The organism is Caulobacter sp. FV2ye17ST, from assembly GCF_058680955.1.
This window is the reverse complement of record NZ_CM178727.1, coordinates 1,184,628-1,208,479: the sequence shown is the minus strand read 5'-3', so window position 1 is coordinate 1,208,479 and position 23,852 is coordinate 1,184,628. Positions and strand designations below refer to the sequence as shown.

Here is a 23,852-nt window from a genome sequence, read left to right as displayed (position 1 = left end):
CCCGCTCTTCGTCCGCGTGGAAGACCGCTTTACCGCGCGAACTTCTGGAACTTGATGCGCTTGGGGATCAGGCTGTCCGCCCCCAGCCGGCGCTTCTTGTCTTCCTCGTACATCTCGAAGTTGCCTTCGAACCATTCGACGTGGCTGTCGCCTTCGAAGGCCAGGATGTGGGTGGCCAGGCGGTCCAGGAACCAGCGATCGTGGGAGATCACCACGGCGCAGCCGGCGAACTCTTCGAGCGCCTCTTCCAGGGCCTGCAGGGTTTCGATGTCCAGGTCGTTGGTCGGTTCGTCGAGCAGCAGCAGGTTGCCGCCGGTGGCCAGGGTCTTGGCCAGGTGGACGCGGTTGCGCTCACCGCCCGAGAGGAGACCGACCTTCTTCTGCTGGTCGGCGCCCTTGAAGTTGAAGCTGCCGACATAGGCGCGGCTATTGATCTCGCGCTTGCCGACGATCATCACGTCGGTGCCGCCCGAGACTTCTTCCCAGATGGTCTTGTTGGGATCCAGCGCGTCGCGGCTCTGGTCCACATAGGAGAGCTTGACGGTCTCGCCGACCTTGACCGTGCCCTGGTCGGGCTGTTCGCGGCCGGTGATTAGCTTGAACAGCGTCGACTTGCCGGCGCCGTTGGGGCCGATGACGCCGACGATGCCGTTGGGCGGCAGGCGGAAGGACAGGTCCTTGAACAGGACCTTGTCGCCATATTCCTTTTCCAGGCCTTCGACTTCCAGCACCAGGTTGCCCAGGCGCGGGCCGGGCGGGATCTGGATGTGGGCCTGGGTCTGGGCGGCGCGGGCGTTTTCCTGCGCGGCGACCATTTCCTCGTAGCTCGCCAGACGGGCCTTGGACTTGGACTGACGGGCTTTCGGGCTGGAGCGCACCCACTCCAGTTCGCGGGTCAGGGCGCGCTGGCGGCTGTCGGATTCCGACTGCTCCTGCACGACGCGCTTGGTCTTCTGTTCCAGCCAGCCGGAATAGTTGCCCTCATAGGGCACGCCCTTGCCGCGATCGAGTTCCAGCGTCCACTTGGTGACCTGATCTAGGAAGTAGCGATCGTGGGTGACCAGGATGACGCAGCCCGGGAAGTTTTCCAGGTGATGCTGCAGCCAGGCCACGGACTCGGCGTCCAGGTGGTTGGTGGGTTCGTCCAGCAGCATGATGTCGGGCTTGCTGAGCAGCAGGCGCGCCAGGGCGATGCGGCGCTTTTCACCGCCCGACAGGCTTTCGATATTGGCGTCGTTGGGCGGGCAGCGCAGGGCGTCGATGGCCATCTCGACCTTGGAGTCGATGTCCCACAGGTCGCGGGCGTCGATGATCTCCTGGAGCTTGGTCATCTCCTCCATCAGCTCGTCGGAATAGTCCTCGCCGAGCTTGTTGGCGGCTTCATTGTAGCGATCGAAGATCTGCTTGTCCTCGCAGTCGGCGATGACATTGCCCCAGACGTCCTTGGTCGGGTCCAGCACCGGCTCCTGGGGCAGGTAGCCCCGGCGGATGCCTTCGGCGGCGCGCGCCTCGCCCGAGAACTGGTCGTCCAGGCCGGCCATGATCTTCAGCAGGGTCGACTTACCCGAACCGTTGACGCCGACGACGCCGATCTTGGCGTCGGAATAGAACGACAGCCAGATGTTCTCGAACACCTTCTTGCCGCCCGGGAACGCCTTGGTCAGGCCTTGCATCTGGAAAATATATTGCTGGGCCATGGGGGCGTCGGTCTCGCTGTCAGAGTTCGGGGGGCGGGCGCTGAAATAGCGGTCGGGGGCGGTTTACGCAATGATGGCGCGTCGGGGCGCCCCAAAGTAAGCTTCACCATTCCGTCTCAAGACTGTCGGAAACCCGACGCGTTTCCGTCGTCGAGACGTCGCGCAGCGCTGCTACCCGGGCCGGAGAACCGGCGTGCTCCCCGCGCGACCGGGCGAGGGGATAGATCATGAAACATCATCTGATGCTGGGCGCCGCTTCGGCCGCCCTCCTGCTGCTCGCGGCCGCGCCCGCTCTGGCCGCCGATCCCGCGCCGGCCGAAACCGCCGAGACCACCACCGCCGTCGACGCCGTCATCGTCATCGGCCAGGGCCAGAGCCGCCAGGTCCAGACGCTGAAGGACGACGCCATTTCGCTGGAAGCCGCCGGCACGAGCCCCCTGAAGGCCATCGACAAGCTGCCGGGCGTGACCTTCCAGTCGGCCGACGCCTTCGGCGCCTATGAGTGGTCGACCCGCATCTCGATCCGCGGCTTCAACCAGAACCAGCTGGGCTTCACCCTGGACGGCGTGCCGCTGGGCGACATGAGCTATGGCAACCACAACGGCCTGCACATCAGCCGCGCCATCACCAACGAGAACATCGGTCGGGTCGAGCTGGCCCAGGGCGCCGGCGCGCTGGGCGTGGCCTCGACCAGCAATCTGGGCGGCACGCTGCAGTTCTTCTCGCGCGCTCCCTCGCAGGACTTCGGCGGCCAGCTGAACGTCACGGGCGGCTCGGACAACATGTACCGGGTGTTTGGTCGCATCGACAGCGGCGCCATCGAAGGCCTGGGCGGCCTACGCGCCTACGCTTCGGTCGCCAGCCAGGAAACCGAGAAGTGGAAGGGCGGCGGCGAGCAGAAGCAGTTCCAGTACGACCTGAAGGCCGTTCTGCCGGTCGGTCAGGGCGAACTGACCGCCTTCTACAACGGCTCCCAGCGCCGCGAGCAGGACTATCAGGACCTGTCGTTCGAGATGATCAAGCGCCTGGGCCGCAACTGGGACAACGCCCAGCCCAACTGGGCCCTGGCCGTGGCCGCCGCGCGCGCCTACCAGACCAACACCGCCCTGCCCGCCCCGTTCGCCACCGTTGACGACGCCTACTATGCCGGCGCCGGCGTGCGTGACGACCAGCTGTACGGCCTGGGCCTGAAACTGCCCCTGACCGACAGGATCAAGCTGGACGCCACCGCCTACGGCCACACCAACGAAGGCCAGGGCCTGTGGTACACGCCGTACGTGGCCAGCCCGGGCTTCGGCACGGCCGGCTCGACCGCCGCTCCGCTGTCGATCCGCACCACCGAGTACGACATCACCCGCGCCGGCCTGACCGCCGGCCTGACCATCGACCTGGGCTCGCACGAACTGAGCGGCGGCTTCTGGACCGAGAAGAACGACTTCAACCAGGCTCGCCGCTACTATGCCGAGACCGCCGCGGCCCCGACGCGCGACCCGCTGAACTTCCAGGAGAACCCGTTCTTCACGCAGTGGGAATACAAGTTCGAGACCGAAACCCTGACCGGCTACGTCTCCGACACCTGGACGATCAACGACGCCCTGAAGGTCAATTTCGGCTTCAAGGCCATGCAGGTGAAGAACAACGTCGAGCGCGTCGCCGGCAATCCGCTGGCCGGCGAAATCGAGAGCCAGGACAGCTTCCTCCCGCAGGTCGGCTTCGTCTACAAGGCCATGCCGGACCTGGAGTTCTTCGGCGGCTACACCGAGAACATGGCCGCCTACGTCTCGGCCGCCACCTCGGGTCCGTTCGCCTCGCAGAACCAGGCCGCGGTCGACTACATCACCAAGACCCTCGAGCCTGAGACCTCCAAGACCTTTGAAGGCGGCATGCGCTATCGCACCGACCGCTTCCAGGGCGTCGCGGCGCTGTATCACGTGACCTTCGAGAACCGCCTGCTGGCCGCCAGCACCGCGGCTCCGATCCTGGGCCTGCCGGCCGTGCTGTCCAACGTCGGCGGCGTGGAAACCAACGGTGTTGAACTGGCCGGCGAATACAAGCTGACCGACAACTGGTCGCTCTACGGCGCCTATACCTACAACCAGTCGGAATATCAGGACAACGTCCTCAACGGCCTGGGCGTCGTCACCGCCCGCACCGCCGGCAAGGAAGTGGTCAACACGCCCAAGAACATCTTCAAGGGCGAGCTGAAGTTTGAACTGGCCGGCTTCTATTCCAAGCTGGGCGTCGCCCACACCGGCGAGCGCTACTACACCTACGAGAACATCGGCGGTCAGGTGGACAGCACCACCGTCGCCGACCTGACGCTAGGCTATCGCTTCGACGGCGAGACCTGGGGCAAGGGTCTGGAGATCCAGGCCAACATCACCAACCTGACCGACGAGGATTATATCTCGACCATCGGTTCGGGCGGGTTCCTGAACAATGACGCGGCCGGCACGGGCCAGACGGTCCTGACCGCCCCGCCGCGTCAGTTCTTCGTCTCGATCAAGAAGGCCTTCTAGGCCTCACTTCATCTCGAAACCTGGGGCCGGGAGGCGACTCCCGGCCCTTTGTCGTTCAAGCTGCGCCTCAAAACGAGGAAACGTCCGTGACCGATCTCTCCCGCCGCGGGGCCCTAGAGCGCGCTTGGATTTGATTGAATCGGGGGATTCCGGTTTTCGCCGGATCGTGATTCAAGATGTGGGCTGGGTGGAGGCCAGCTTGCATGGTTCGACCCTATTCGATGGATCTGCGTGAGCGTTTGGTTGCTGCGGTTGAGGCAGGCGAGAGCCGGCGCTCGGCGGCGCGGCGGTTTGGAGTAAGCGCGTCGGTCGCGGTGAAGTGGCTGCAGCGTGTGGAGCGGACGGGCAGCGTCGCGCCGGACCAGGTGGGTGGCTACCGGCGGCCGGCGCTGGAGGGCGAGCGCGACTGGGTGCTGGCGCGGATCGCCCAGAAGCCAGACCTGACGCTGCGGGCGCTGGCGGCGGAGCTGAACGCGCGCGGTGTGAAGGCGGGCCAGTACGCGGTCTGGTCGTTCTTCAAGCGCGAGGGACTAACCTTCAAAAAAAACCCTGCACGCGGCCGAACAGGACCGGCCGGACGTGGTCAGGAAGCGCAACCGATGGAAGCGGTATCAAGGTCGGCTTGATCCCAGCCGTCTGGTCTTCATCGACGAGACCTGGGCCAAGACCAACATGACCCGCACCCACGGCCGGGCCCCATGCGGCGAGCGGCTGCAGGCCAAGGTCCCGCACGGCCACTGGAAGACCATGACCTTCATCGCCGCCTTGCGCCTTGAGGGGATCACCGCGCCCCTGGTGCTGGACCAGCCGATCAACGGCGAATGGTTCAGAGCCTATGTCGAGCAGGTCCTGATCCCGACCCTCAAGCCCGGCGACGTCGTCATCTGGGACAACTTGGGCAGCCACAAGGGCCAGGCCGTTCGTCAGGCCCTGCGCCGAGCCGGCGTCCACCTGCTCTTCCTGCCGCCCTACAGCCCCGACCTCAATCCCATCGAGCAGGTCTTCGCCAAGCTCAAGAGCCAGCTGCGCAAAGCCGACGAGCGATCCATTGAAGCCGTCTGGCGACGTATCGGCTCCTTGCTCGACCTCTTCAGCGCTCAAGAATGCGCAAACTACATTAGACACGCCGGTTATGCGTCCGTCTAAACCAAGCGCGCTCTAGGCCTTTCGGCCGCCGCCCTGGCCGTCGCGCCCGCCGCAAAGGCCGCCGTCCTCGACGCGCCCCACCCGGCGCTCGACAAGCCCCTGACCCGCATCGCCTTCGGCTCCTGCGCCAACCAGGACAAGGACCAGCCGATCTGGGAGGCGATCTTCGCGGCCAAGCCTGACCTGTTCGTCTTCCTGGGCGACAACATCTATGCCGACACCCGCGATCCCAAGGTGATGGCGGCCAAGTACGCGACCCTGGCGGCCAAGCCGCACTTCAAGCGGCTGCGCGACACCACGCCCGTCATCGCCATCTGGGACGACCACGACTTTGGCGAAAACGACGCCGGGGCCGATTATCCGATGAAGGCTGAGAGCCGCCGCCAGTTCTGCGACTTCTGGGGCGAACCCGCCGACTCGCCGCGACGGACCCGCGACGGGGTCTATGCGGCCTATGTCTTCGGCCCCGCCGGCCAGCGCGTGCAGATGATCCTGCCCGACCTGCGCTGGAACCGCACGCCCCTGGCGGAGAAGACCTTCAAGGGCGGCTACAAGGTCTGGGCCACCGCGCGCGGCCTGTCGGGCAAGGAAACGCCCGGCCCCTATGACCGCATCCCCGACCTGACCGCCACCATGATCGGCGAGCCGCAATGGGCCTGGCTGGAGCAGCAGCTGGCCCAGCCCGCCGACCTGCGGATCTTCGGTTCCAGCCTGCAGGTGCTGGCCGATTTCGCCGGCTGGGAAAGCTGGATCAACTATGCCCGCGACCATCAGCGCCTGCTGGACGCCATCCGCCGCCAACGCGCCGACCGCCTGATCTGCATCAGCGGCGACACCCACTATGCCGAGGTCTCGCGGCTGGACGTCAACGTCCCCTACCCGATCTGGGATGTCACCTCCTCGGGCCTGACCGAGGTCTGGCCCGTCACCCCGCCCAACGCCCTGCGGGTGTCACCGGTGCTGCGCGAGCGCAATTTCGGGATGATCGAGATCGACTGGAGCGGCGCCGCGCCGGTGGTCACGCTGCGGGTGCATGACGAGAAGGGCGCGGTGAAGATTTCGCAGGTGGTGGATACGGCGGGGCTGAAAGTCGGCTGAGACAAGTCCTCCCCCTTCAGGGGGAGGACCAACCACCGCCCCTCAAACTTTTCCCTGCTGACAACCTCACGGCGTCCCACTAGCGTCCCGCGCCATGATCAGACCCTCGCTTACCGCCCTCGCGGCGTGCCTCGCCCTGACTTCGCCGGTTCTGGCGGAAAAGCTGCCCCCCGAACGCATCTTCGCCGATCCCAGCCTGACGGGCCCCATCGCCAAGGGCGTGGCCCTGTCGCCGGACGGCAAGCGCGTCACCTATCTGAAGGCCAAGGCCGAAGCCGCCAATGTCCAGGACCTGTGGGCCGCCGACGTTGCCGGCGGCGAGCCCTATCGCCTGATCGACTCGGCGGCCCTGTCCTCGGGCGCCAAGGAGCTGTCGGAGGCAGAGAAAGCCCGCCGCGAACGCGGCCGGGTGTTCTCGCGCGGCATCGTCGAATACAGCTGGGACAGCCAGGGCCGCTTCATCCTGGTCCCGCTGGACGGCGACCTCTATCTGGACAGCGTCGCCGACGGCAAGGTCAGCCGCCTGACCGAAACCCCGGGCGACGAGGTCGACGCCAAGGTCTCGCCGCTGGGCGGCTACGTCTCCTATGTCCGCGACCAGAACCTCTATGTGAAGCCGGTCAATGGCGGGCCCGAAAAGGCCCTGACCACCGAGGGCAAGGACGCCCTGTCGTTCGGCGTCGCCGAGTTCATCGCCCAGGAAGAGCTGGACCGCTTCAGCGGCTACTGGTGGTCGCCCAGCGAAGGCCACATCGCCTATACGCGCGTCGATGAGAGCGGCGTCGACATCGTGCCCCGCGCCGACATCGGCCCCGGCGGCGCCACCGTCGTCCTGCAGCGCTATCCCCGCGCCGGCCGCCCCAACGCCGTCGTCGACCTGTTCGTGCGCGACATGGCCACCGGCAAGGACGTGCAGTTGGACCTGGGCGCGAACAAGGACATCTATGTCGCCCGCGTCGACTGGTCGGCCAACGGCAAGACCGTCTATGTCCAGCGCCTGTCGCGCGACCAGAAGACCCTGGACCTGATCGCCTTCGACCCGGCCACGGGCAAGGGCAAGACCGTCCTGACCGACAGCGACCGCAACTTCATCGAGGTCGCCGAAGACTTCCGCCCGCTGAGCGACGGCACCTTCCTGTGGTCGTCGGAAAAGTCGGGCTTCAACCACCTCTATCGCCACGCCGCCGACGGCAAGCTAATCGCCCAGATCACCAGGGGCGACTGGCCCATGGACCGGGTCGAGGGCGTCGATGAGGCCCGCAAGGTGGTGATCTTCGGCGCCTCCATCGACACGCCGATCGAGCGCCGCCTCTACGAGGTCTCCTACCTCAAGCCGGGCAAGCCCCGGGCGCTGACCCCGGCGGGCGGCTGGTGGACGGCCAAGGTGGCCAGCAACGGCGCCTTCGCCGGCACGTATAACGATCCCAAGACTCCGCCGCAGACCGCGCTCTACGCCCCCGACGGCAAGCGCGTGCGCTGGATCGAGGAAAACCGGCTGGCCGAGGGCCACCCCTACTGGCCCTATGCCGCGACCCTGACCACGCCGGAATACGGAACCCTGAAGGCCGCCGACGGCGAGGTCCTGCACTATGCGATGATCAAGCCGTTCGATTTCGATCCGGCCAAGAAGTACCCGACCATCGTCGCGGTCTATGGCGGCCCCCATGCCCAGAACGTCAAGAAGGTGTGGCAGAGCGCCTCGGAACGCACCTATCTGGAAGCCGGCTACATCATCTTCCGGCTCGACAATCGCGGCACGGGCAACCGATCGGCTAGGTTCAAGCGCGCCCTGGATCGCCGCATGGGCACGGTGGAGGTCGACGACCAGCTGGTCGGCGCCAACTATCTGAAGACCCTGCCCTATGTCGACGCCGAAAACCTGGGTGTCATGGGCTGGTCCTACGGCGGCTTCATGACCCTGATGATGCTGACCGCCGACAACAGCCCGTTCAAGGCCGGCGCGGGCGGCGCCCCGCCCACCGAATGGGGCCTGTACGACACCGCCTATACCGAGCGCTACATGGGCAAGCCCGAGGAGAACAAGGACGGCTATGCCCGCTCCGACATCCTGAACCGCCTGGACAGGATGAAGCCCGGCAGCCTGCTGCTGCTGCACGGCATGGCCGACGACAATGTCATCTTCGAAAACAGCACCCGACTGATCGCGGCCCTGCAGAAGAAGGCCATTCCCTTCGAAATGGCCCTCTATCCCGGCGAGCGCCACAGCGCGCCGAGCAGCAAGACCAAGGGCCTCAGCGTGCTGAAGACCCACCTGGAGTTCTTCGGCCGCAAGCTGAAGGGGCAATAGGCTGGCGGGCCCGTTCGCGGCGGCGGCGCCGCGGACGGGCTGCGTCAAAACGCCCGTCTGGATTGACCTTTTGTCACAGCCTCAAGTGGCAGGGCATCGCCTATCCTCGGCAGGACTGATCGAGGACGCGTAATGTTTAAGACCGATGACGCCGTCGAATGGCTGATCCACGCGCTCAAGGACGCCCTGGAGCACGGTGGGGCCTCTGAATCCGATCTCGAGGACTGGCTGCTGGCGGCGATCTCGCTCGAGGAAATCTCGCTGGAAGACGAGCTGGCCACCCGCGAGGCCCGCTCCCTGGGCGCGTGGATGAACGCGTCGGCGACGCTGCACTGAGACGGCGGAGCGGCCGGGCACGGGGATAGACCGCGCCCAATCCCCGTGCTTTCCGAGACAAATCCCAGCCTGATCAATGGCTTGTAAAATAGTTGATCGCGCCCATCAGACGCGCCGAAACCGCCCGCATAATCAATCTCACCTGACAGCACGGGAAGGGCGTCCGGCCGGCGACCAGCGACGGCTGTCAGAGGTGATCGAGCGGGGTCTGTCGTAGTCGCGAGAGCGGGACCGGCGGACTTAATCAGAGGGCGGGTGACGTAAACCCGCCTATCGGGGGAAGGCCAAAACCCCCGCCCGTCCGAAGGTTCGCTCCGGGTTCCTCCGGAATCGGCGTGGCCGCAGCCCAAGGCTGGGTCCGTCGCGAGGAGGAGAAAATCCGGGTGGGGCATAGGGTTGAACAAGACCCGCGCGCCCCGGCCAGAGGGATAACGATCACGCGGAGCGTCTGTCTTCGTCGAAACGGTATTTGCTATCCCATCATCCGGGCGAGGCCCGGGCGCTCCGCGACCCTTCCCACCCACTCGGCGGTTTTCCGCGCGAGGTCGCGAGCTTGCGTCTGGCCCGGATCGATCACGCGCGCAGGATTTTCTCCATGGCCTTTCCCTTGGCCAGCTCGTCGATCAGCTTGTCGAGGTAGCGGATCTCTCTCATCAGCGGATCGGCCACCTCTTCGACGCGAACGCCGCAGACCAGCCCCTTGATGTTGGCCCGCGCCGGGTTCAGGCCGGGGGCCTGGGCGAAGAAGGTTTCGAAGTCTGTCTTGTTGGCCAGATGGTCATTGAACGCGTCCTGGCTGAAGCCGGTCAGCCACAGGATGATCTGGTCGACCTCCGCCTTCGTCCGCCCCTTGCGCTCAGCCTTGGCCACATAGTGCGGATAAACGCTGGCGAAACTGGTTGTGTAGAGGCGATGCTGGGCCATCCCGAAAGGATCCGCTGGGGTCTGGACGTGAGGGCGATCCATAACACTTTCCGCCCCCTGGCGCAGGCCCGCGCCACGGCGCGGGGTGGTCTGGACGCGCGTGACGGGCTAACACCCTTGCATGGCGCGAACAAAACTGAGCCCCGAGTTTGAAATCGAGGTCGCGGGGGACCCCTACATGTGGCGGCTTCATCGCCAGCCCGGCTGGTCCAGCGACGCCCCCGAGCGGCATGGCATGGCGATCGCCGTGCGCCACAAGGAAGGTCAGCGCGAAGCCGTGATCGAGTTTCCGCCCGGTCCGCAGCCCCGTTATGGCGCGCCGCTGCTGAAGCCCTCGCAGGTGGCGCCGGAACTGGTGGCCAGGGCCATCGCCTCGGCCATCGTGGCGGGATGGGATCCGCTGTCGCGCGGCAAGACGGTGGCCATCATCGTGGATTCGACCGGCGGCTGAGGCCTGCCCTTGACTTCCGTAGCGAAAGAAAACGAACCTCAGGCAAAGCTCCGGGGAATCTTCGCGTGACCACCTATACCGACCTCATCGCCGGCATGACCGCCACGGCCTCGGGCCACGCCGCGCACGTCACCGACGACTGGAAACAGGGCCGCACCACCTATGGCGGGCTGTCGGCCGCCCTCTGCCTGGAGGCCGCGCTGCGGACCCTGCCAGACGCCCCACCCCTGCGCTCGGGCCAGTTCGCCTTCATCGGCCCGGCGGCCGGAGAGCTGGCCATCGAGACCAGGGTGCTGCGCCAGGGCAAGTCGACCCTGTTCGTCGGCGTCGATCTGGTGGGCGAGCAGGGCCTGGCGACGCGGGCCATCCTGACCTTCGGCGCGGCGCGGGAGTCGCTGGTCTCGCACAGCGACCTGCCCTGCCCCGTCGTCGCCCCGGCGGCGGACTGCGAGTTCTTCTTCCCGCCAGGCTCTGGCCCCGGCTTCTCCGGTCAGTTCGAAGTGCGCATGGCCGGCGGCGCGCGGCCGCTGTCGGGCCTGCCGCCGGAATATCTGCTGTGGATCCGCCACCGCGACCCGGCCGCGCGCTCCCTGGCAGCCCTCGTCGCCCTGGCCGACACCCCGCCGCCACCGGCCATGACCTTGTTTCCGAAGTTCGGCCCGATCTCGACCATGACCTGGTCGCTCGACGTCGTGGGCCTGCCGGCCAAGGACGACGACGGCTGGCGGCTGTTGCGCAGCACGGCCGAGACCATCGGCGACGGCTATTCCACGCAAGGCATGATGCTGTGGGACGCGGCCGGTCGCCCACTGATCGCCGCGCGGCAGAACGTGGCCGTCTTCGTCTGAGGGTGAGACTTTAAATACCTCCGCTCTCCCCGGCGAAAGCCGGGGCCCAGATCGAACCCAGGGAGGCTGCTGTTCGGGCTTGGGCAGCAGGCGCATCATCCCCAGACGCTCTGGCTGAATCTGGGCCCCGGCTTTCGCCGGGGAGAGCGGAGTTTGAGATCATTTTCAGAACGTTTCGATCCAGGAGGGCAAAGCGCTCGCACGAAGGCCTTGGCTGAAGCGAAGTTTTGCCCTCATCCTCCGCCCCGTTCGGCCGACCCGTGATGTCGGCCCGCGTGGGGGTATTCGCATGACCAAGATCGCCTGCCTGGCCGGAGCGGCCGTCGCCGCCCTGCTGGCCACCAGCGCCGCCGCCCAAACCTCGGAACAGGCGACCAGGGCCTATCTCGACCAGATCAAGGCCAAGAACGACATCCTGCACGCGGTGATCGCCGTGAACCCCGCCGCCGTGGCCGACGCCAAGGCTCGCGACGCCGAGCGCAAGGCCGGCAAGGTTCGCTCGGCCATCCACGGCCTGCCGATCCTGCTGAAGGACAATATCGAGTCCGCCGAACCGCTGGCCACCACCGCCGGCTCTCTGGCCTTGAAGGACAATGTCACTGGCCGCGACGCGCCGCTGGTCAAGGGCCTGCGCGAGGCCGGGGCGGTGATCCTGGGCAAGGCCAACCTGTCGGAATGGGCCAATATCCGCTCCAACAAGTCGATCAGCGGCTGGAGCGCCGTCGGCGGCACGGTGCGCAACCCCTATGTGCTGGACCGCAGCGCCTGCGGCTCGTCCAGCGGCTCGGGCGCCGCCGTCGCGGCCGGCCTGGCCTGGGCGGCGATCGGCACCGAGACCGACGGCTCGATCACCTGCCCGGCGGCGATCAACGGGCTGGTGGGCCTCAAGCCCACCGTGGGCCTGGTGTCGCGCACCCATATCGTTCCGATCAGCCATAGCCAGGACACCGCCGGCCCGATGACCACCACGGTCAAGGACGCCGCCGACATCCTGACCGCCATCGCCGGCTCTGATCCCGCCGATGTCGCGACCCAGGCCGCCGACAGCCACAAGACCGACTACGCCAAGGGCCTCGACAGGAACGCGCTGAAGGGCGTCACCTTGGCCGTGGCGCGATTCTACACCGGCTATTCGCCCAAGACCGACGCGGTGTTCGAGCAGGCCCTGAAGGACCTCGCGGCCCAGGGCGCGACCCTGGTCGAGGTGAAAGAGTTCGACGAAGGCCCGATCGGCGCGGCCGAGGGCGTCGTGCTCTACACCGAACTGAAGGTCGACCTCGCCGCCTATCTGGCCTCGACCGATCCGGCCAAGGTGCCCAGCCGCACGCTGGCCGACCTGATCGACTTCAACAAGGCGACCCCGAAGGAGTTCGAATGGTTCGGCCAGGAGAGCTTCGAGAAGGCCGAGAAGACCAAAGGCTACAGCGATCCCGACTACATCAAGGCCACGGCGGACGCCAAGCGGCTGGCGGGTCCCGAGGGCATCGACAGGATCCTGAAGGAGACCGGCGCTGTCGCCATCGTGGCCCCGACCACCGGTCCGGCCTGGACCATCGATCCGCTGAACGGCGACAACTATGGCGGCTCATCGACCACCCTGCCCGCCGTGGCCGGCTATCCGCACCTTACGGTGCCGATGGGTCAGGTCACCGGCCTGCCCGTGGGGCTGTCGTTCATCGGTCCGGCCTGGAGCGAGAAGCTGCTGCTGAACCTGGGCTACGCCTATGAGCAGGCCACGATGAAGCGCAAGGCGCCGACCTTCCTGCAGACGATCGCGCCGTAAGACCTCAGACCCGAGGCCGGATCACGTCGATCGGCGGCGGCGGCGGGGTGACGCGGTCGGGAGACGGCGAATGCGGCGCTGGCGGCCCGAACGGCCTGTGCGGCTGGGCGCAGCCGCAGAGGGCCGCCGCCGTCAGGGCCAGGATCAGGCCTGTCTTCAGCATCCCACCAGGCCTACGCCGCCGAAATTGCGATTGCCGCCAACGCCGACCCCGCCGAAGCGATCGCCGACCGCGACACCCACACCCAGAGCGCCAGGAGGGCTGGCCACGGCCACGCCCAGATTGCCGCTGGAGGTGAAGATGCCCAGGCCAGACTTGAAGCAGCGATTGTCGCCGCGCGGGTCCCAGACCTCGACCCGGCCGTCGGCGCGGGTAAAGGCCCAGCGTTCGCCCCGCTCGTCGCGACCGCTGACGGTCAGCTTGCCGCTGCCGTCCGGCGTGACGCCGTAGGACTCACGGCTGAAGCCGTCGACCGCGCAGGACGAGACCAGGCCCGGACGGCTGAGATCGCCGTTCAGGGCGGCCGCCGAGCGGGTCTGGGCGTTGTAGGCCGAGACCTCGGTGTCGCCGCCGCGCCCGCCGCCGACAAACACCTGGGTGCCGGTCGAGCTGTCATAGGTCATGATATCCGGCGCCTGCCCGCTCAGGGGTTCCCCGCAGGCCACCGGACGACCACCGCCGGGTCCTCGACCGCTCTGGGCCTGTACCTGGGTCGCGCCCAGCGAAGCCGCGACCGTCAGGGCGACGGTGAGACCATGGACAAACTTGCTCATTTGGGGGCTCCCCCTGATTGAGGTCCGCCCGCCAGAGCGTTTTCAGGCAGCTGTGGCGGAGCCGAGGTCGCCGAGGCCGGCAGAACGGTCGGGGCGGGCCAATAAGAATCAAAGTCCAGCCGGGCCATGTCGCGGGGCGTGCGGAACACTTCCGGCGCCTCGAACCAGGGACGGCAGGTCAGTTCGCCGCTGAAGTGGCCCTTGACCAGGGCCTCGCAGCCGCCGGGACGGGCGAAGACACGGTTGTCGACCGAGCGCACCTGACCGCCGGCGTCGGCATAGATGCCCGAGCGCATGACGCGGTGAATGCGGTTGTTGGAGGCGAACACGATGCCGGAGGCGGCATAGATGCCAACGTCATTGGCTTCCAGATCGCCGCCGCGGATCTGCAGGTTGGCGTTCTCCAGCACCACCGCCCAGTCGCTGTCGCGGACCACGGGATTGATCAGCGTGGTCTCATCGCCCCCGCCGACATAGACGCCGCGCGAGAAGCCGTCGACATACAGGCCCTCGATCTTGACCAGCTGCTGGCGGTTCATGCCGGCGATCACGAAGCCGGCCGAGTTGCGGGTTCGCGACGAGCCGGTCCAGTCACCCAGACGGGTGATGCGGATATCCCGCATGCGGCTGTCGCCCGAGGTCTCGAAGGCCGCGCCGATGGCGGTGGCGGCGATCTCGACATTGGACGCCATGATCTCGCCCGTGGCCTTGACCACCGGCTGGCGGGTGCGGCCGATGAAGACGGTGTCCTGCAGCTCGATGCGGCTGTCCTCGACGTCCATCGCCGAGCCTTCGCCGTCATAGCGGATCGTCACGCCCTTCAGGGCCAGCTCGGTGGCGCGGCCGGTGATGCAGGAGGCCTGGCCAGCGCGCACGGCCTCGATGCCCAGACCTTCCAGCACCACGTACTGCACGCCTGGCGCAATGCGGATGCAGGGCTGGCCGGCCGGCGACACCAGGATCGGCCCGTTGCGCGACGGCGTATAGTCGCGGACCACGATCGTCACCGACTGGGTGATGTTCAGCGACTCGACACAGGCCCCGCCCTGGCTCGAGGTCAGGGTCAGGAGGTCGCCGTCATAAAGGCGGGCCAGCGTGTCATTGACCTGACCTGGATAGGCATAGTCGCAGTTGATCTCGCGCTGGACGTAACCGGGGCGCCCGCCATTGCCGACCTCGCAGCGGCCGCGCACACGGTAGCTGCCGCGCGGGCAGGGCTTGGCCTTGGGCCGGTAGCCCGTCTTGCAGCCCCTCGAAAGATTGGGCTCGAGCAGCAGACCAAAGCAGGGACGGATCTGCTGGTCGATCTTGGCGTCCGGCGAGGCCAGCGCCACGGCGGGCGCGGCGGCGAAGCCGAGCGACAGCACGGCCACGAGGGCCAGGAAGCGGCTCAGGCGGCTCATCGATAGTCCCTTTCGATGTAGGGCCGGCCACCGCGCTCGGCGGCGGGTCTGGGCGGACGCGAGACCTGGGCCAGAAGTTGCTGCAGACGCCAGACCGACGGCTTGAAGCCCGCCAGCGCGCCGTCCAGTTGATAGACCACGGCCTTGGCGCGATCCTGGTCCGCCACGCCCTGCAGGCCCAGCGAGAAGAAGGTCGACATGGCGTACTTGGCCTCGGCCGAGCCCTGGCGTTCGGCCTCCTCGTACCAGTGATAGGCGCGGGCATAATCACGGGGCACGCCCACGCCCTCGGAATACATCACGGCCAGGACGAGCTGGGCCTTGGACGATCCGTTGACGGCGGCGTACTGCACCGCCCGCACCTTTTCGACGGCGCTCAGCCGTCCGGTGATCGGACGGCCGATCATCGCCTGGAAGGTCTGGGCGTCGTTTGTGGAAAGCAGTTTCTCGTCGATGACCGGCGTCGGGATCACCCGCAGATAGGCCAGGGCCTCGCCGATGTGGACGAAGGGCAGCTCGTGCAGGCGCGTCTGGGCGGCTTCCCTGGCTTCGCCCGACTGGTCGGCTTCGTCGGAGTGCGGCACGCCCGATTCCGGCGATTCGGGCGGATAGAACTCGTAGGGCGGGATCCAGCGCTTGGCCTTGGTCTCGACGAACGCGCCATAGGAGGCCCGCTGCGGCGAGGAGCGCTCGAAATCCTTGAGCATCACATAGGCCGAGACGTCGCCCGTCTGCACGGCCAGATAATTGTAGAGATAGGCGTCAACGTCGTTGCGGCGGAACAGGTCCAGCGCCGCCGGCGTGCCGGCGCGCTTCTGGCTGCCATAGGCCTCGACCGCCTGAAGATTGTCGGACGGCTCGCCATAGGGGCCGAAGAAGCCGTCATGCATCCGGGCCAGCACGCGATAGCCGTCCGCGCCCTGGCTGGAGAGCACGTAGATCACGCGGTTGCGGACCTTCTCGCGCTCCTCGGTCGACATGCGCGACAGCAGCCGGTCCAGCGCGCCATAGGCGCTCTGGCGCTCGAAGGCGCGGCAGTCGTCGAAGCGAGACAGCGCCTTGCCGTCGCCCTTGCCACGCCGCTCATAGGCCGAGATCGGCGCATAGCCGCCGGCATTGGCGAGCGCCATGGCGTACCAGGTCGCGGCCTCGACCTGGTCCTCGAGGTTCTTGTCGACCGAGCGCTGGCCTTCGTAGCGACGGGCCAGTTCCAGCTGCGCGAAGAAGTCGCCGCGGAAGCCGCCCTGGCGAAGCGCCCGGATCTCTTGCTGCTGCTGGTTGAACTGACCAGACACGCCCTGGGCGGCCTGCGGACGCGGACAGGCGCTGGCCTTTCTCTGGAACCAGAGGCTGGGACCGACATCGCAACCGACAAGGGGAATCACCACGGCGGCGACCAGCGCCCCGATCGGAACGCGGCGCAGCAGCGCGCCTCGCCGGGAAACCGCCCCAAACAGGGTCATTCGGAGCGCGGAATAGCGCGAAACAGCATCGCTGACTTCGTGCATCACTCCCCCTCCGGCACGCCGTTAACCATAAGCATCGAGAACTCATGTGCCCGGGGTTGCATACTGTCAAGGTGAAGCAACGGCGTTCGGCCAGCGGCGCGTTTTCGAGGCCACGCAAGGACTCGCGCCTCAGGAGAATTCGCCAAACCCCAGCGAGATTCGCCGCCGGTCGAAGTCGTGGGACTGTGAAAACCGCAACCGCGAGGCGAATTTTATTCTGCCCTGAATCAGACTGGCCGCGCCCGGTTTTCGAGCGCGGCCAGCCCCGGATCAGACCGGCTGAGGACTAGCGTCCGGTCGGCATGTCCTTGAAGGCCACGTCCTTGTCGACGCGCACATCGCCCGGCAGGCCCAGCACCCGCTCGGCGATGATATTCTTGAGGATCTCGTCGGTGCCGCCGGCGATACGCAGCCCCGGCGCCCACATCAGGCTCTGCTGGAACGCCGCCTCGGCAGGGGCCTGATCTGGATCGACCAGGATGCCGTACTGGTCCTCCATCTCGACAGCGGTGTTGGCCAGCTCCTGCATCTGGTTGGCGGCGATGATCTTGCCGATCGAGCTCTCCGGTCCCGGCGTCTGGCCGCGCGACAGGGCGGTCATGGTCCGGAAGCGGGTGAACTTCAGCCCCTCGGACTGCACGTACCAGTCGGCCAGCTTTTCGCGGAAGGCGTTGTCCTTCAGGGCCGGGCCGGTGGCGCCGGTCAGCTCACGGGCCAGGCCCATGATCTCACGATAGTTGGGGCCCGAGGAGCCGCCGACCGCCAGACGTTCGTTCATCAGGGTGACCAGGGCCACCTTCCAGCCCTCGCCGACCTCGCCCAGACGCTGGCTGTCCTTGACGCGCAGGTCGGTGAAATAGACCTCGTTGAACTCGCGGCCGCCCGACATCTGGTGGATCGGCCGGCATTCGACGGCGGCGTCCTTCATGTCGATCCAGAACATGGTCAGGCCCTTGTGCTTGGGCACGTCGGGATCGGTCCGGGTCAGCAGGATGCCGTAGTCGCAATAGTGGGCGCCGGTGGTCCAGACCTTCTGGCCGTTGATCACCCACTCGTCGCCGTCCTTGACGGCGCGGGTGCGCAGGGCCGCGACGTCGGAGCCGCCCGCCGGTTCGGAGAACAGCTGGCACCAGATTTCCTCGCCCTTCACGGCGGGGCTGACGAAGCGCTGCTTGGTCTCGGTGTTGGAGAACGCCATCACGGTGGGCACGCACATGCCCAGGCCGATGGTGAAATAGCCGTAGCTGAGACCGGCCTTGGTCTCCTCCTGGCCGAAGATCACCGACTGGATCGGCGTGCCGCCGCCGCCGCCGATGGCCGCGGGCCAGGTGATGCAGGCATAGCCGGCGCCGGCCTTGCGGGCCTGCCAGGCCTTGGCGGCGACCATGTGCTGGTCGGTATTGGGCTTGAGCTCCCCGAACTGGGCGCGGTGCGCGGCGGCGTTCTCGGCCAGCCAGGCGCGGGCCTTCTCGCGATAGGCGGCTTCTTCGGGTGAATCGTTGAAATCCATGATCGTCTCTCCCTATGCCGCGTTTTTCTGTTCAAGCTGGCTGACCAGCCGCTCTTTCCAGACCCGCGGCGCACCGGCCACGAGGCTGAGCTGGCGCGAGCGCCGGTAGTAGAGGTGGCAGTCGACGTCCCAGGTGAAGCCCATGCCGCCATGCACCTGGATGCTTTCCTTGCTGGAGAACCAGTAGGCGTCCGACGCCGCGATGCGGGCGGCCGAGGCGGCGATCGGCAGCTCCGGCGCGTCCACGTTCAGCGCCCAGGCGCCGTAATAGGCGTTGGAGCGGGCGACCTCGTTCTTGACGTACATGTCGGCCAGCTTGTGCTTGATGGCCTGATAGCCCGCGATCACGCGGCCAAAGGCGTAGCGGCCCATGGCGTATTCCTTGGCCATCTCGAGGCACTTGTCGGAACCGCCCAGCTGTTCGAAGGCCAGCAGCACCGCGGCGCGGTCCATGATCGCCTGCACCAGCTCCAGGCCCGCGCCCGCCTCGCCCACCCGCTCGGCGGTGACGCCGTCGAAGGTCAGCTTGGCCACGCCGCGCGTGGGGTCCAGGCTCTTCAGGGTCTCGCGGGTCACGCCCTTGGCCTTCAGGTCGACCAGGAACAGGCCGGGCTTGCCGCCTTCGCTGGCCAGGACCAGGGCCATATCGGCAACGTCGCCGTCGGTGACCGGTATCTTCACGCCCGCCAGCTTGCCGCCCTCGACCCGGCAGGCCAGGTTCGAAGCATTGACCACCCCGGGGCCTTCCGAGGTCGCCAGGCAGCCGATGAGTTCGCCAGCGGCGATGCGCGGCAGGACGACGGCCTTCTGGGCCTCGCTGCCGGCCATCATCACGCCCTCGGCCAGGAAATAGACGGTCGAGGCGAACGGGATCGGCGCCACGGCGCGGCCCAGTTCCTCGGCGATGGCGCACAGCTCGACCCGGCCAAGGCCCAGGCCATTGAACTCTTCGGGGATACAGGCGCCCAGCCAGCCCTGCTCGGCGACAGCAGTCCACAGGTCCTGGTCGAACGAGCGGGTGGCGTCATCCAGAACGCCGCGCACAACGGCGGGGCCGCAGCGCCCGTCGAGGAACTTGCGCGCCTCGTCCTTCAGGAACTTCTGGTCGTCGGAAAAGTCGAAATCCACTGGGTGGCCTCCCTGGGCGCGGCTCTCGATTGGCGCGCCTCGAAATCCACCCTGACTGACCTTTCGCCGCAGGGAAAGATTGACCCGGCGTCAAGGATTTCAGGTTCTTATGACGGCCGTTCAGTTCACGTCGCGTCCAAGGGGCCATGGCCAAGACCGTCTATCAACGCAACCAGAAGGTTTGGGTCGAAAGCGTCGGCGCCTGGGCGACGATCGAGCGGATCGTGCCGATCTGGGCCAAGGGCTTCGACGAGCCCGTGCGGGTGACCTATGACGTCGGTCTGGGCCGCGAATTTCACGCCCATGAGCTCAAGCCCGAGGAAAAGGTCGACGCCGAGGGCGCCGGCATGGTCGCAAACTGGCGGGTTCTACGCGCCCGCAACAAGTGGCAACAGGAAAGCGACTGCCCGCACCACCCCTATCCCGGCACCTATCCGGTGGTGGTCACCGACCCCAATGACTGGGGCGGCTGGCGGACGCCCGGCGCGGAATATGACCGGGATCCGCGCAAGATCGAATATCAGGCGAGATTGATCTCCAGCGCCCCGCGCCTGCACGCCATCGCCCGTCAGATCCTGGAACTGGTCGCTGACCATCCTGAGGACGCGCCTCCGGCCCTGGCCGCACTGGCTCAGCAGGCTTCAGCGATCGAGCGCTATCTGCACGAGGTCCCGGCGGCCGACGGTGCGGTCATCAAGATCGAGGGCTAGAGCCCGCGACCGGCCGCCCATGTCATACTGATCGGGACATGCTCTGGAGAGGTGGCCGGGCGGGATCAAGCTCGACTTTGACACCCGCCCGCCCTCGCCTGCACCGCAGACCGGCCGCGTCCAAGCGACCTTCCGCAGCCTCGCGCCGTTGACGCTGGGGCCGCGGATCCAGGCAAGGCATATTAGAAGCGGTAGCCGATACCGACCGAAGCCACGATCGGGTCCAGCTTGACCTTGGACTTCAGAGCGCCGCCATTGATCGAGGCGTCGGTCTCGAACCACACCTTCTTGACGTCGATGTTCAGGTTGTAGCGCGCGTTCAGCGGCACATCGGCGCCGACCTGCAGGGCGTAGCCGAAGCCGTCGTCCAGCTTCACCTTGAAGCCGTTCTTGTCCTTGCTGCTGTAGAACAGCATGTAGTTCAGGCCCGCGCCGACATAGGGGCTGAACTTGGCGGCCGGGAACGGGTGGTATTGCAGCGAGACAACCGGCGGCAGGACCCAGGTCTTGTGAACCTCGACGTCCGTGCCAGGACCGACGGCCTTGACCGTGTGCTGGGTGGTGCCGGCAATCACCTCGACGGCGAGCTTGTCGCTTAGGAAATAGGACAGGCCGATGGTCGGCTTGATGTCGTCATTGACGTCGGCCTTCAGGCCTGAGGCGGCGCCCGCGGCGGTGACGATCGAGTTGCCTGCGTCGGGCGCCACATCGGTGACGCGGACGTTCAGAACCAGATCACCCTTGGCCTTCGGCTTGACGGCCTCTTGAGCCTGAGCGGCGGAAACGGCCAGGAGGCTGGCGACGCAGGTCAGGGCCAGGCGGGTCGCGATAGTCATTTTTATCCCCTTATTTCGAACCGGGCGCTGCATTGGGGGCGCCCGAGAGGGGAATTGCGCCCAGTTGAGCGCGCATTCTTTGATCCGGAACAAGTCCGCACGGAAAATGTGGCCTTTGGCCAAGGCCTTATTACTTAAGGGCTCTCGCGCCGGCCGTCGCGGACCTCTAGATTGCCCGCATGCGCACAGAAACGCCCCAGGCCATCCGGCTCGCCGACTACCGCCCCTTTCCGTTCGAAATCGAAGAGACCGAGCTTGTCTTCAAGCTCGATCCCTCGGCCACGCGCGTCCTGGCCACGCTGAAAATCAGGCGCACGGGCAAGGCCGGCGAGCCGCTAATCCTCAACGGTGAGCGACTGAAACTGATCTCGGCGGCCATCGACGGCCGCGCTCTAAGCGCGTCCGAATACAGGCTGGACGCCGAGTTCCTGACCCTGGCCGATGTGCCCGACGCCTTCGTGCTGACCACCGAGGTTGAGATCGATCCTGCCGCCAACAAGGCGCTGATGGGTCTCTACATGTCAGGCGGCCGCTTCTGCACGCAATGCGAAGCCGAGGGCTTCCGCACCATCACCTACTTTCCGGACCGCCCGGACGTGCTCTCCCGCTACACCGTCCGCATCGAGGCCGACGAGGCCTTCAGCTATCTGCTGAGCAACGGCAATCTGTGGGAAGGCGGCGAACTGGACGACGGCCGCCACTACGCCGTCTGGAACGACCCCTTCCCCAAGCCCGCCTATCTGTTCGCCCTGGTGGCCGGCGAACTGGACGTGCTGGAAGACAGCTTCGTCACCATGAGCGGGCGGACCATCGCCCTGCGAGTCTATGTCGATCCCGGCCAGGCCCCGCGCGGCGCCTATGCGATGGACAGCCTCAAGCGTTCGATGAAGTGGGACGAGGACGCGTTCGGCCGCGAATACGACCTGGACCTGTTCATGATCGTCGCCGTGCGCGACTTCAATTTCGGAGCGATGGAGAACAAGGGGCTGAACATCTTCAACAGCTCCCTGCTGCTGGCCGATCCCGAGACCGCCACCGACGCCGACTACGAGCGCATCGAGGCGGTCGTGGCCCACGAGTATTTCCACAACTGGACCGGCAACCGCATCACCTGCCGCGACTGGTTCCAGCTGTGCCTGAAGGAAGGTTTCACGGTCTTCCGCGACCAGAGTTTCAGCGCGGACCAGCGCGGCGCGGCCGTGCAGCGGATCAAGGACGTCAAGGCCCTGCGCGCCCGCCAGTTCGCCGAGGACGCCGGCCCCCTGGCCCACCCTGTGCGGCCGTCCAGCTATATGAAGATCGACAACTTCTACACCGCGACCATCTACGAGAAGGGCGCGGAGATCATCCGCATGCTCAAGACCCTGCTGGGCGCCGAGGCGTTCCGGAAAGGCAGCGACCTCTATTTCGAGCGTCATGATGGCCAGGCCACCACGGTCGAGGCCTTCATCGCCTGCTTCGCCGACGCCTCGGGCCGCGACCTGACCGACTTCTTCGCCTGGTACGAACAGGCCGGCACGCCGGCCGTGTCGCTGGCCAGCGCGTATCACGAAGACTCAAAGGCGCTAGAGATCACGCTGACCCAGGTCACCGCGCCGACGCCGGGCCAGCCGACCAAGAAGCCCCTGCCGATCCCGATCACCATCGGCCTGCTCGATTCTGACGGCGCGCCGCTGCGTGACAGCGAGGTCGTGGTTTTGGATGGCGCGACCAAGACGGTCCGCTGGGAAGGCGTCGCCGCCTCGCCCGTCATCTCGGCGCTGCGTGGCTTCTCCGCCCCGGTGAGCCTGACCACCGACGCCCGGCCGGTCGATCGCTATGTGCTGTTCGCCGCCGATCCGGATCTCTTCAACCGCTGGGAAGCCGGCCAGACCCTGGCGCGCGAGTTGATCCTGACCCGCGCCGGCGGCGCCGCCGACGAGGTCGGGGAAGAGCGCTATGCCGACGCCTTGGGCCGCGCGCTGCTGGACGAGCATTCGGAGCCGGCCTTCAAGGCGCTGCTGCTGGCCCTGCCCAGCGAGCCTGACCTGTCGCTGGCCATGGAGCCGGCCGATCCGGCGGCCATCCATACGGCCCGCAACGCGCTGCGCAACCGCATCGCAGTGCATCTGGGCGACCTGCTGCGCCGCCTGCATGGCGACCTGCAAACGGCCGGCGAATTCTCGGCCGACGCCCAGGCGGCCGGCAGGCGGGCCCTGCGCAACGGCTGCGCCGACCTGCTGGCGGCTGATCCGCACGCCTTGAACGTCGAGCGCATCGTCGGCCACTTCGAGGCGGCCGCCAACATGACAGACGCCATGGGCGCGCTGTCGGCCCTGGTCCAGATCGGGGGCGAGGCCCGCGACCGGGCCCTGGCCGCCTTCCACGCCAAATGGAAGAGCGAGCCGCTGGTGCTGGACAAGTGGTTCGCCGTCCAGGCCCGCGATCCGTCGCCGGACGTCCTCGACCGCATCGTCGCCCTGACGAAGCACGCCGATTTCGACGCGACCAACCCCAACCGCTTCCGGGCGCTGGTCTCGACCTTCGCCAACTTCAACCCATCGCGGTTCCATGATCCCAGCGGCGCGGGCTATCGCTTCCTGGCCGAAAAGATCCTGGCCGTGGACGCCTATAACCCGATGACGGCGGCGCGCCTGGTCGAGGCTCTGGGCGGCTGGCGCCGCTATCCGGAAGCCCTTGGCGCCCAGATGCGCGAGGCCATCAAGGGCGTCGCGGCCCATCCCGGCCTGTCCAAGAACGTGCTGGAACTGGCGACCAAGGCGCTCGACTGACAACGCCAGGCACGGCCGCCGACAGATCGATTGCGACCAATAGGCTCATACCCCGTCAAATCGGCCGTTCGGCCGTGACGGGGACCTTTAGCGTGCGGTAGA

19 protein-coding genes are annotated in these 23,852 nt (G+C 66.9%); 10 read left to right on the top strand and 9 right to left on the bottom strand.

What is annotated here, in order from left to right; translation table 11 throughout:
• Positions 1–29: 29 nt before the first annotated feature.
• On the bottom strand, positions 30–1,697 hold the full coding sequence (ettA, locus tag ACW17V_RS05730; protein ID WP_492107899.1) for an energy-dependent translational throttle protein EttA: 1,668 nt from the start codon (positions 1,695–1,697) through the stop codon (positions 30–32).
• Between the two features lie 227 nt (positions 1,698–1,924).
• Here ettA and ACW17V_RS05725 point away from each other — a divergent pair, with 227 nt between their 5' ends.
• From ACW17V_RS05725 to ACW17V_RS05705, 5 genes are all read left to right on the top strand, one after another.
• Positions 1,925–4,216: a TonB-dependent receptor gene (locus ACW17V_RS05725; RefSeq protein ID WP_492107898.1), complete on the top strand. Its 2,292-nt coding sequence runs from the start codon at positions 1,925–1,927 to the stop codon at positions 4,214–4,216.
• Positions 4,217–4,419: 203 nt separating this feature from the next.
• A protein-coding gene (locus ACW17V_RS05720; RefSeq protein ID WP_492106886.1) for an IS630 family transposase occupies positions 4,420–5,362 on the top strand; the annotation gives its coding sequence in 2 pieces (ribosomal slippage) (positions 4,420–4,755 and positions 4,757–5,362; 942 coding nt in all).
• A gap of 33 nt (positions 5,363–5,395) precedes the next feature.
• A complete protein-coding gene (locus tag ACW17V_RS05715; protein WP_492108744.1) occupies positions 5,396–6,460 on the top strand; it encodes an alkaline phosphatase D family protein in 1,065 nt (354 codons plus the stop codon).
• Between the two features lie 94 nt (positions 6,461–6,554).
• A complete protein-coding gene (locus ACW17V_RS05710; protein WP_492107897.1) occupies positions 6,555–8,768 on the top strand; it encodes a S9 family peptidase in 2,214 nt (737 codons plus the stop codon).
• A 132-nt stretch (positions 8,769–8,900) separates the two neighbouring features.
• A complete protein-coding gene (locus tag ACW17V_RS05705) occupies positions 8,901–9,104 on the top strand; it encodes a hypothetical protein (RefSeq protein ID WP_492107896.1) in 204 nt (67 codons plus the stop codon).
• A gap of 573 nt (positions 9,105–9,677) precedes the next feature.
• Here the strand turns inward: ACW17V_RS05705 and ACW17V_RS05700 are convergent.
• Positions 9,678–10,028: a DUF2200 domain-containing protein gene (locus ACW17V_RS05700; RefSeq protein WP_492107895.1), complete on the bottom strand. Its 351-nt coding sequence runs from the start codon at positions 10,026–10,028 to the stop codon at positions 9,678–9,680.
• 121 nt (positions 10,029–10,149) lie between these two features.
• Between ACW17V_RS05700 and ACW17V_RS05695 the strand changes: the two genes are divergently transcribed.
• From ACW17V_RS05695 to ACW17V_RS05685, 3 genes are all read left to right on the top strand, one after another.
• Positions 10,150–10,479 (top strand): hypothetical protein, encoded by a 330-nt coding sequence (locus tag ACW17V_RS05695; protein WP_492107894.1) that lies wholly within the window; start codon positions 10,150–10,152, stop codon positions 10,477–10,479.
• Between the two features lie 65 nt (positions 10,480–10,544).
• The gene (locus ACW17V_RS05690) at positions 10,545–11,327 is read left to right on the top strand and encodes a thioesterase family protein (RefSeq protein WP_492107893.1); all 783 of its coding nucleotides are present in this window, start codon (positions 10,545–10,547) and stop codon (positions 11,325–11,327) included.
• Positions 11,328–11,616: 289 nt separating this feature from the next.
• Positions 11,617–13,110: an amidase gene (locus ACW17V_RS05685; protein ID WP_492107892.1), complete on the top strand. Its 1,494-nt coding sequence runs from the start codon at positions 11,617–11,619 to the stop codon at positions 13,108–13,110.
• A gap of 4 nt (positions 13,111–13,114) precedes the next feature.
• On the opposite strand, the gene ACW17V_RS05680 is transcribed toward ACW17V_RS05685, so the two are convergent.
• The 6 genes from ACW17V_RS05680 to ACW17V_RS05655 all read right to left on the bottom strand — a co-directional run bounded on the left by ACW17V_RS05680 (position 13,115) and on the right by ACW17V_RS05655 (position 19,433).
• Positions 13,115–13,273 carry a hypothetical protein gene (locus ACW17V_RS05680; protein ID WP_492107891.1) on the bottom strand — a complete coding sequence of 53 codons (159 nt, stop codon included), beginning with the start codon at positions 13,271–13,273 and terminating at the stop codon, positions 13,115–13,117.
• A complete protein-coding gene (locus ACW17V_RS05675; protein ID WP_492107890.1) occupies positions 13,267–13,884 on the bottom strand; it encodes a hypothetical protein in 618 nt (205 codons plus the stop codon). The genes ACW17V_RS05680 and ACW17V_RS05675 overlap by 7 nt, the downstream gene beginning before the upstream one ends.
• The gene (locus ACW17V_RS05670) at positions 13,881–15,287 is read right to left on the bottom strand and encodes a right-handed parallel beta-helix repeat-containing protein (RefSeq protein WP_492107889.1); all 1,407 of its coding nucleotides are present in this window, start codon (positions 15,285–15,287) and stop codon (positions 13,881–13,883) included. Before ACW17V_RS05670 ends, ACW17V_RS05675 begins: the two co-directional genes overlap by 4 nt.
• Complete coding sequence (locus ACW17V_RS05665) at positions 15,284–16,795, bottom strand: tetratricopeptide repeat protein (RefSeq protein WP_492107888.1); 1,512 nt, start codon at positions 16,793–16,795, stop codon at positions 15,284–15,286. The genes ACW17V_RS05670 and ACW17V_RS05665 overlap by 4 nt, the downstream gene beginning before the upstream one ends.
• A gap of 286 nt (positions 16,796–17,081) precedes the next feature.
• Complete coding sequence (locus ACW17V_RS05660; RefSeq protein ID WP_492107887.1) at positions 17,082–18,305, bottom strand: acyl-CoA dehydrogenase family protein; 1,224 nt, start codon at positions 18,303–18,305, stop codon at positions 17,082–17,084.
• Positions 18,306–18,317: 12 nt separating this feature from the next.
• Positions 18,318–19,433, bottom strand: a complete 1,116-nt coding sequence (locus ACW17V_RS05655; RefSeq protein ID WP_492107886.1) for an acyl-CoA dehydrogenase family protein — start codon at positions 19,431–19,433, stop codon at positions 18,318–18,320.
• Positions 19,434–19,579: 146 nt separating this feature from the next.
• Here ACW17V_RS05655 and ACW17V_RS05650 point away from each other — a divergent pair, with 146 nt between their 5' ends.
• Entirely contained in the window at positions 19,580–20,143 is a 564-nt protein-coding gene (locus ACW17V_RS05650; protein WP_492107885.1) for a hypothetical protein, read from the top strand.
• Between the two features lie 182 nt (positions 20,144–20,325).
• Here the strand turns inward: ACW17V_RS05650 and ACW17V_RS05645 are convergent, their stop codons facing one another.
• Positions 20,326–20,979 (bottom strand): OmpW/AlkL family protein, encoded by a 654-nt coding sequence (locus ACW17V_RS05645; protein ID WP_492107884.1) that lies wholly within the window; start codon positions 20,977–20,979, stop codon positions 20,326–20,328.
• Positions 20,980–21,158: 179 nt separating this feature from the next.
• Here ACW17V_RS05645 and pepN point away from each other — a divergent pair, with 179 nt between their 5' ends.
• A complete protein-coding gene (pepN, locus tag ACW17V_RS05640) occupies positions 21,159–23,750 on the top strand; it encodes an aminopeptidase N (RefSeq protein ID WP_492107883.1) in 2,592 nt (863 codons plus the stop codon).
• Positions 23,751–23,852 lie beyond the last annotated feature (102 nt).

Bases quoted from the DNA above. Each gene is read 5' to 3' on its own strand.
- ACW17V_RS05665 (WP_492107888.1), bottom strand. From the start codon at position 16,795: ATGCACGAAGTCAGCGATGCTGTTTCGCGCTATTCCGCGCTCCGAATG.
- ACW17V_RS05675 (WP_492107890.1), bottom strand. From the start codon at position 13,884: ATGAGCAAGTTTGTCCATGGTCTCACCGTCGCCCTGACGGTCGCGGCT.
- ACW17V_RS05645 (WP_492107884.1), bottom strand. From the start codon at position 20,979: ATGACTATCGCGACCCGCCTGGCCCTGACCTGCGTCGCCAGCCTCCTG.
- ACW17V_RS05685 (WP_492107892.1), top strand. From the start codon at position 11,617: ATGACCAAGATCGCCTGCCTGGCCGGAGCGGCCGTCGCCGCCCTGCTG.
- ACW17V_RS05650 (WP_492107885.1), top strand. From the start codon at position 19,580: ATGGCCAAGACCGTCTATCAACGCAACCAGAAGGTTTGGGTCGAAAGC.
- ACW17V_RS05670 (WP_492107889.1), bottom strand. From the start codon at position 15,287: ATGAGCCGCCTGAGCCGCTTCCTGGCCCTCGTGGCCGTGCTGTCGCTC.
- ACW17V_RS05705 (WP_492107896.1), top strand. From the start codon at position 8,901: ATGTTTAAGACCGATGACGCCGTCGAATGGCTGATCCACGCGCTCAAG.
- ACW17V_RS05700 (WP_492107895.1), bottom strand. From the start codon at position 10,028: ATGGCCCAGCATCGCCTCTACACAACCAGTTTCGCCAGCGTTTATCCG.
- ACW17V_RS05725 (WP_492107898.1), top strand. From the start codon at position 1,925: ATGAAACATCATCTGATGCTGGGCGCCGCTTCGGCCGCCCTCCTGCTG.
- ACW17V_RS05695 (WP_492107894.1), top strand. From the start codon at position 10,150: ATGGCGCGAACAAAACTGAGCCCCGAGTTTGAAATCGAGGTCGCGGGG.
- ACW17V_RS05680 (WP_492107891.1), bottom strand. From the start codon at position 13,273: ATGCTGAAGACAGGCCTGATCCTGGCCCTGACGGCGGCGGCCCTCTGC.
- ettA (WP_492107899.1), bottom strand. From the start codon at position 1,697: ATGGCCCAGCAATATATTTTCCAGATGCAAGGCCTGACCAAGGCGTTC.
- ACW17V_RS05710 (WP_492107897.1), top strand. From the start codon at position 6,555: ATGATCAGACCCTCGCTTACCGCCCTCGCGGCGTGCCTCGCCCTGACT.
- ACW17V_RS05660 (WP_492107887.1), bottom strand. From the start codon at position 18,305: ATGGATTTCAACGATTCACCCGAAGAAGCCGCCTATCGCGAGAAGGCC.
- pepN (WP_492107883.1), top strand. From the start codon at position 21,159: ATGCGCACAGAAACGCCCCAGGCCATCCGGCTCGCCGACTACCGCCCC.